Source organism: Variovorax sp. OK212 (assembly GCF_900112425.1).
GTDB lineage: Bacteria > Pseudomonadota > Gammaproteobacteria > Burkholderiales > Burkholderiaceae_C > Variovorax.
Map to the genome: position 1 here is coordinate 315249 of NZ_FOLP01000007.1, position 7293 is coordinate 322541.

Consider the following 7293-nt stretch of genomic DNA (forward strand, 5'->3'; position numbering starts at 1 on the left):
GTTCAATCCGCCGATGCGTTGTTGTCCGCATCGATCTTCGAGGCCACCAATTCAACACTTGCCGCACGGCCCGGCAGATGCTCAAGGCGGCGAACTGGCGCACATCGCAGATGAGCGCCGCGCCGGCAGCGCCACATGTGAGTGGCACGCCGGCGCGTTGACACGCGATGGGCTTCGACTCGCTCGCGACTCAGGGCGCGGCGACGGGTTCGATCTTGCGGATTCGGTGGTTCAAGCTGTCGGCCACGTAGATCGTGCCGTCGGCGGCGATCGCGATGCCGTACGGCTGAGAGAACCTCGCAGCCTCGCGGATGCCGTTCTGGCTGCCCATCACCCCAGCCTTGCCTGCAACCGTGGACACCACGCCCGCCGGCGTGATCTTGCGCAGGACGTTGTTGTCGGTGTCAGCCACGTAGAGGTTGCCGAGGGCGTCGAAGGCCAGGCCGCCAGGGCGCTGGAAGGTCGCGATATCTTTTGCGCCGTCCAAGGAGCCGGGCGTTCCCGTGCCCGCGAAGGTCGTGACCACGCCACCTTGCGTCACCTTGCGGATCCTGTGGTTTTCGCTGTCGGCCACGAAGAGATTGCCGGCGGCATCGGCCACGATGCCATAGGGCCGGGCGAACTGTGCCGCAGTGCCGGTGCCGTCGGCAAAGCCGAGGGGCGACGAGCCGGCCAGTGTGCTGACATCGCCGGCAGGCGTGATCTTGCGGATGAGAGAGACGTGGAGCTCGGCCAGGAAGATGTTGCCCGCACCGTCGATCGTCATTGCGATGGGGCCGTTGAACGTCGCGGTGGCGGCGTTGCCGTCCCCTGAACCAGGGCTGCCAGCGCCCGCGAAGACGCTCACGTCAGCCGTCTGGGTGATCTTGCGGATCACGTTCCCGCCGAATTCCGCGCCGTAGAAATCGCCCGACGGCGCAAGGGCCATGGCGATCAGGCCGTTGAAAGAGGCCGCGGTTGCGTTGCCGTCGATCGTGCCAGCCGTGTTGTTGCCGGCAAAGGTGCTGACGTCGCCGTTGGCCGTGACCTTGCGCATGCGGTTGCTGCCCGGTTCCGACACGAAGAGCTCGCCGTTCTTGCCGACGATGACGCCCATGGGGTTGTCGAACGTCGCCGTGTCGCGGTTGCCGTCGAGCGAAGCGGGGCTGCCGGTTCCGACGAATGTCGACACCTGTGCGGCCGCCTCCGCGCACGTGACGGCCACGTCGCCGACCTCGGCCGTGACCGTGCCGCTGCCCTTGGTCACGGTGCAGAACTGCCAGTAGGGCTGGTTGCGCACGCTGACCGCGTAGTCCGATCCTGTGGCGACGGTGCCGGCAAAGCCGAACTTGCCGTCGGCCGTCAATGTGAGGTCGTCGCCCGCGTTGTTCTGCAGCACGAGTTTGCCGACCAGGCCGGTCACGGTGCCGCCGATCGCACGTTGTTCGGCGACCGGGGTCACGGGCTGCGCCGGGGCCGCCGTTGGAAAAAAGAAGCCCCCGCCGTTGCTTCCGCCTCCGCCACCACCACAAGACGCCAGCAGCGCGATCGCACCGGCCACGGCGCCGCAGCGCCCGTAGAAACTCGCTTGACTAAACAGCATCCTCTGCCCCTCGTTAAATTTATTGATCCACGAAAAAGAAACAGCTCAGGCTGGAAGTCTGAGAAGTTTCTAATTGTTGATTTTTGTAAACGAAGTGTTTCCTGCCCATCCCCAGGATTGGGTATTTCTGGAAATGGATGGGCGGTGAGGGGACGTAGAGCCGGCCCAGGTCGAGAGAATGAGGCGCGGGCTCGCTAGTGAGTTTTTGGTCTTGTGATTCACTCACGCCATTGCCTTCAAGCTGGTGTCGATGGGCATTCAGGACCAGACCCAGGTAGACAGGCCAACCAGTCCCTCGCACACATGATGGGCAACCAGAAGCGGGCGCGCACCCAGGTGGGCGAAATGCTGGTGGCGATGATCGTGCAGGACATCGGATCGAGCCAGCACGCGGTGGTCATCGAGGGCGACGACGTGACGCCGGCGCGCACCGTGGTGCTCAACAAGCCAGAGGCGGACCCGCTCACCGGTGTTCCCTACCTCTCCAACGATCTGCAGCGCACCATGCTGCAAGTCGGCCTGCAAGACGTGCCCAGCTCGCCGACCTACCGCGGCCAGCAGCTCAACGCGCTGTCGGAGTCGATCAAGGGCCTGCCGCCGCAGTACCAGGCCGCGGCCATGCCGTTCCTGGCCAGCCTGATGGACGTGCCGTTCAGGCGTGCCCTCGTGCAGGCCCTTTGCGACGCCGCAGCGCAGGAGTCGCCCGAGCAGGTCGAGCAGCGCATCCAGAAGGCCGTGGCCGACGCCTTGGCCAAGGCCGGCAACGACCTCAAGGCGCGCGAACTGGACATGAAGGAGCGCAAGACCGAAGCCGAGATCCGCAAGCTAATGGCGGACGCGGTGCAGGTGGGCGTGCAGGCGGCGTTTGCGGCGATGCAGGGTGGCGCGCAGGTGGCGCAGATGCCCATGATCGCGCCCATCGCCGACGCCATCATGCAGGGCGCCGGCTACAAGCGGCCCATGCCAGGTGGCGACGATCCGAATTTCCCGACGCCGGCGCAGACGGCGGCCATGAACATCAAGGACCCGTACGTCCAGGGGCAGGGGCCCCGCGTTGGTGGCGCCTGAGGCGCAGGAGGAGGAAGCCGCAGCGCCGCCGGCGCGCGAGAACACCAGCCCGACCTTCCCCGCGCGAGCGAGGGAGGGCATGAATGGCATAGAAACGGAGCGCGTCGGGGACAACGTATCTGTGGTTTAGGTGAAAACCCTATTGCCTAAGAGGTCTTCTGAGGATGGCCAGAACAGCCTTGTTTGTATGAGTTGGGCTAGAGTTGCGAAAAAAAATAGTTCTAAGTAGTTGATTTTATTGAATGTGTTTCACGTGGATGCAGATACATTTAGTTTCGCGCAATTCGACGGCGGAAAGTTGTACTGGCTCGGATATGATTCCAGTTACCACTTTTTCAGGATACGCACATGACAGACCAAAACTTCGAAGACGCCGTGCCGGAAGTAGAAGTTGGTCCTGTGCTCGATCAAAAGGTCAGCAAGAGCAAGCCGATCAAAAATCTGCCGACGGATCGGGTGAGCAAGGACACCCAGTTTGGAATCCTGCGTGCCTACGCGAAAGCGAGCGAAGAGCAGGGTCGAGGCGCCGTCTCGAACAACGATGTCGGACGCTTCGCGAACATCAGCGCGTCGTCAATCTCGACGTGCAACCCGTTCTGGAACGACGCAGGGCTGCTCGTGCGTGAGGGCATCAAGCAGCGGCCGGTGGATGCGGTGTTTTCCTTTGATCAAGCTGCCGAGTGGGGCAATGACCGCCCAGCTTCGAAGCTGGCGCAAATACTCGCGGCAAGCTGGTTCGGCAAGCCTCTCCTGGCCCGCCTGTCACTGAAACCGACCACCGTGAACGAAGCACTGGCCTTCTTGGCGGAGGAGTGCAAGGCAAGCCTCGAGTACAAGCCGCAGGTTCAACTTCTGCTGGACTACCTGGAGATGGCTGGCTTGATTACGGTCGACGGCTCGATGGTCAGCAAGGTCGCCCGCGGTGGTCCTGAGAGCGGAGAGCCAGCGAAGGCCGCCGAACCAGATGTGCGCGAAGCGGAAGTCGGGAAGGGAAAGAGCGGCAACGGCCGGGCGAGCGAGGAGGATTACCACCCCTTCGTTCTGGGGCTGCTCCGCAAACTGCCAGAGCCCGATGCTCCCTGGTCTACGCGCGACCGCGCAAAGTGGCTTCAGACTGCGGCGAACATCTTCGATCTGATGTACGTGGGAGGCGACGATGGTGCTATCGAGGTGATGTATGCCAAAACGAGCTTGGGGAAAGGCGACGGCACATGAGGAGATAACGCGCTTCCCGGCCAACTGCCTGCGAGCCGAGGAAGCGACAAAAAAGAGAAGGCCCCTGCAGTGTGAGTTCTTGGCGGAAGGAACACTGCAAGGGCCGTAGCAGGCCACTACTGGAGCGACCGGTCTCCACTTCCACGACCCAAGTCAAGAGACTTGGTGAAAGCGACCCGGCGGCTTGCGCTACCGGGATTTGATGGTGACGTTTTTCGTGGTCTTCCGACCCATCCGAACGCCCCCAACTCTCGGGCTGAGAGCAGGAAGTTTACTTCCTGGGTGGCGCTTCTTCAAGGAAAGACCTCGCCTACCTTGTAAAGGAGGTGGCTATGCGCTACCCAAAAATCAAGGACGTCTTTGTGACCGCCTACACGCGCTTCCGCCTCGGTAAGCTCGAGTTCGTGTGCCAACACTGGCGTTCCCATCCTGGTCAGCTTGATCTGTTCGCGTAAGGACAGCTGACCTTCAGCCCGCTCCGAGTGCCTCGGAGCGGGCTTTTTTGCGGACGGTGGTCACCCCCCTGTAGGGATCGCCGCGCAGGGCAAGGAGAAACGACGATCACCGCGTTGATGGCGGCTATCGGCTGGCGCCATAGCTGCCATCACAGCCATCGCCCAAGGAGCCCTGCTGTGAAAGATCACAACCCAATCATCATCCCGACCGTCGGCCGCGTCGTCTGGTTTCTACCCGGCGCCGAAGAGCGGCGAAGCGGGCTTCGCGTGCAACGAGAGCGGCGATCCCTATGCAGCCATCATCGCTCGCGTCTCGAACGACAAGATGGTCAACCTGACCGTCTTCAATGCCAATGGCACGCCGCACAGCCGAACCAGCGTGGCGCTGGTGCAGGGCGACGATGCGGCGCCGGACAGCGCCTTCTGCGGCTGGATGCCATTCCAGAAGAACCAAGCCGCCAGGCAGGATGCCGCGCTCAAGGATGTGAACCACGGACAACGAATAGGCCAAGCCCGCGGACGCGGGCAAGACCACCACCACCGGCGCAGAAGGCGCGGGCACCAAGGATGACGCCGAGGTTATCGACCCGGCAAATGCAGTGGTGCTGGCGCGGGACGGCAAGCACACCATCCCCTACGACCGACTGGAGAAGGCCCGCCAGGGCGAACAGCACTGGAAGGCCCAGGCGGAGGAGGTCCGGCGCCAGCTGGCCGACCTCAGGGCAAAGGCTGATGCGCGAGCAGAAGCCGGACAGGCACCGACCAAGACCGACAACATGGTCGCCGCAGCAGAGGCGGCCATCGAGAAGGGCGTGGACGCGAGCCTGTTCGGCGATTTCTCGGAAGAGGCGCTCGCCGCCGGCATCGCGAAGCTGGTGCAACAGCGGGTGGAGGTGCGCGTCGGCAAGGCCGTCGCACCGCTGCAGGCCAAGCAGCAGCAGGACGCGGCCACGGCGCACTACGACGCGATCTACAAGGCGCACCCCAACGCTGACTCCATCGTGGAGAGAGCGCAGAGTTCGAGGCTTGGGTGGACGCTTACCCCAGCGCTGCTCGCAACGTCTACCGGCAACTGTTCGACCTCGCCCAAGGGGCCCGCCGGCCGCGCAAACCTTGACGGCTTCTATGCATCGCCAAGCTCGGCAAAGCAATTTCGCCCGGTCATCGGCAGCGAGGACGCCGAGGGCAAAGGCGGTGGCATATGAAACTGACTGCGTGTCAACCAAGTGCGCTGCATGGTGAACATGGGCAACACCGTGACCCAAATCCGCAGCCCCTTGGTCCCGGAGGGGATTGAAGGGCGAGCTGCAGAGCGCACCAGCTTTCGATTCCTCCGATTGGCGTGCCAAACGTTCCCCCGTCTGTTCCCCCGCGCTGGAGGTACTAAGCCGCTACGGCTGCCGTCGCAGGCCCCGCATCGAACAGTTCGACTAGCGCCAGCTTCAGCATCGTCCGGGCCTCCTCGGTCGTGCAGGTCAGCCAGCGGTCGAAGTCATGCACCTCGAGCGGGATCACCAAGCGCTTGTCCTGCTGGTCGGGCGGCCGCTTCATCGGGCGGCATCGCTCGCAGCCGCTCATCGCGCCGCAGATCGAGCGCCAAGACGGACCTACCGATTCGTCATTTCCTCCGCCCCATTCCAAACTGAGCGGTGAGTTTTCGCAGAGGACGGGTAACGGCCCACGACCGCGATGCGCGAATGCTTGCCAGCTCGCCATTCAAGTGTTCAACCAATTTTTCACCTGAATTCTTTTGAAATCTGAGTTCCTCGACCTGCTTTTTGAGCAAATCAATCTCTGTTTGCAGACCCTTGTTCTCAATTTTGACGGCCGCGACAACGGATTTCACAGGTATCTGATCCAAAAACACCTCATTCCTATCTAGATCAATCGCTCCCTTCCGAAGTACCGCCGTAAATTCTTGCGTTGCAAATCTTGTGTGATAAACCCGCTCAACAGAAAATTCAATGAGTCCTGCTTCGTGCAAGAAATTTATAATTTCAAAAAATGACGTAGGCGTGAATTGCCACGCGTGAGCATCATGATAATCATTTTCACCCGGAAGATCGATGAAGAGTTCTTTTCTCAACTCTCGATAGTCTTGACAACTCGGCGCACCGTGATCTCCGGCCCAATGTCGACCTGCATCGTTATGGGATCGATGTAGCCTTTGCGCAAGAAAAGTCCTTGCGGAATGCACTTTGCGTTGGGCATGGTAAGCCGCAAGAATATCAACCACCGCCGTTTCCGGTAGATAGTGATCAAAGCAATAGCGTCGGTCTGGACAGGCAATATAGTAACGGCCGCCGTCCTCCAAGACACTGGAAACACCCTGAAAGTGTCGGATCAAATCAGGCTGATGTTCGATGCAATGGCCACTGAAAACGGCAGCAAATTTCCGATCGACCATATCGAAGCCACCTTTCGGTGCGACATAGTGAATTTCCGGGACATTCGAAATTTCATGCCCCGCTGTCTTTACCGCCTCAAGGAGCTCCTCCGTCGATAATACGTCCATGTAACGAACATTATCGCCAGTGATGGATGGCGCATGGAAAGGCCCAATTTCCAAAATTGAACCTTCTTTCTTTGCATAGTCAAGAAGGTGACCTCGCAGCGCTCCATGGCTGCTCAAATGCCCCATGGAAATCCCATTTGCTCGGTAATTTTCCAGCGCATCCTCGTAGGCAAGATAAGCAAATTCAGGTTGCTGTTGCCGATAAAAATCCAGTTCAAAGACGGAAGGAAGCTCTATTTTTTTCACGGTTATAACCTCTGCGCATATTGATTCGCTCTCGCCGTCCAATTTGAACACCGTTTCGCCGACCGTTTTCGACAAAAACCCCAGCCGAGGCTAGGGGGTGATCAGCATTGCTCGGGCTGACGGTCGTACAGCGCTTGCTCCAAAGCATCGAGCACGAAGTCCGTGCGCATCGAGCTGCTGACCCGCCAGCCCACGATGCGCCGGGCGAACAC

Annotated in this window: 7 protein-coding genes; 4 read left to right on the forward strand and 3 right to left on the reverse strand. The window is 60.8% G+C overall.

What is annotated here, in order from left to right:
* Window positions 1-190: 190 nt before the first annotated feature.
* Window positions 191-1441: an NHL repeat-containing protein gene (locus BM004_RS22400; protein ID WP_177206569.1), complete on the reverse strand. Its 1251-nt coding sequence runs from the start codon at window positions 1439-1441 to the stop codon at window positions 191-193.
* A gap of 444 nt (window positions 1442-1885) precedes the next feature.
* Between BM004_RS22400 and BM004_RS22405 the strand changes: the two genes are divergently transcribed.
* From BM004_RS22405 to BM004_RS22420, 4 genes are all read left to right on the forward strand, one after another.
* Window positions 1886-2650, forward strand: a complete 765-nt coding sequence (locus tag BM004_RS22405) for a portal protein (protein WP_218152714.1) — start codon at window positions 1886-1888, stop codon at window positions 2648-2650.
* A gap of 348 nt (window positions 2651-2998) precedes the next feature.
* Entirely contained in the window at window positions 2999-3865 is an 867-nt protein-coding gene (locus tag BM004_RS22410) for a hypothetical protein (RefSeq protein ID WP_093216813.1), read from the forward strand.
* Between the two features lie 780 nt (window positions 3866-4645).
* On the forward strand, window positions 4646-4891 hold the full coding sequence (locus BM004_RS40740; protein ID WP_143072473.1) for a hypothetical protein: 246 nt from the start codon (window positions 4646-4648) through the stop codon (window positions 4889-4891).
* A 28-nt stretch (window positions 4892-4919) separates the two neighbouring features.
* Complete coding sequence (locus tag BM004_RS22420; RefSeq protein ID WP_093216818.1) at window positions 4920-5525, forward strand: hypothetical protein; 606 nt, start codon at window positions 4920-4922, stop codon at window positions 5523-5525.
* A 178-nt stretch (window positions 5526-5703) separates the two neighbouring features.
* Here BM004_RS22420 and BM004_RS22425 read toward each other — a convergent pair whose 3' ends face one another.
* On the reverse strand, window positions 5704-5871 hold the full coding sequence (locus tag BM004_RS22425; RefSeq protein ID WP_256219988.1) for a hypothetical protein: 168 nt from the start codon (window positions 5869-5871) through the stop codon (window positions 5704-5706).
* Between the two features lie 67 nt (window positions 5872-5938).
* Window positions 5939-7081, reverse strand: a complete 1143-nt coding sequence (locus tag BM004_RS40745; RefSeq protein ID WP_143072474.1) for a class I SAM-dependent methyltransferase — start codon at window positions 7079-7081, stop codon at window positions 5939-5941.
* Window positions 7082-7293: the final 212 nt, after the last annotated feature.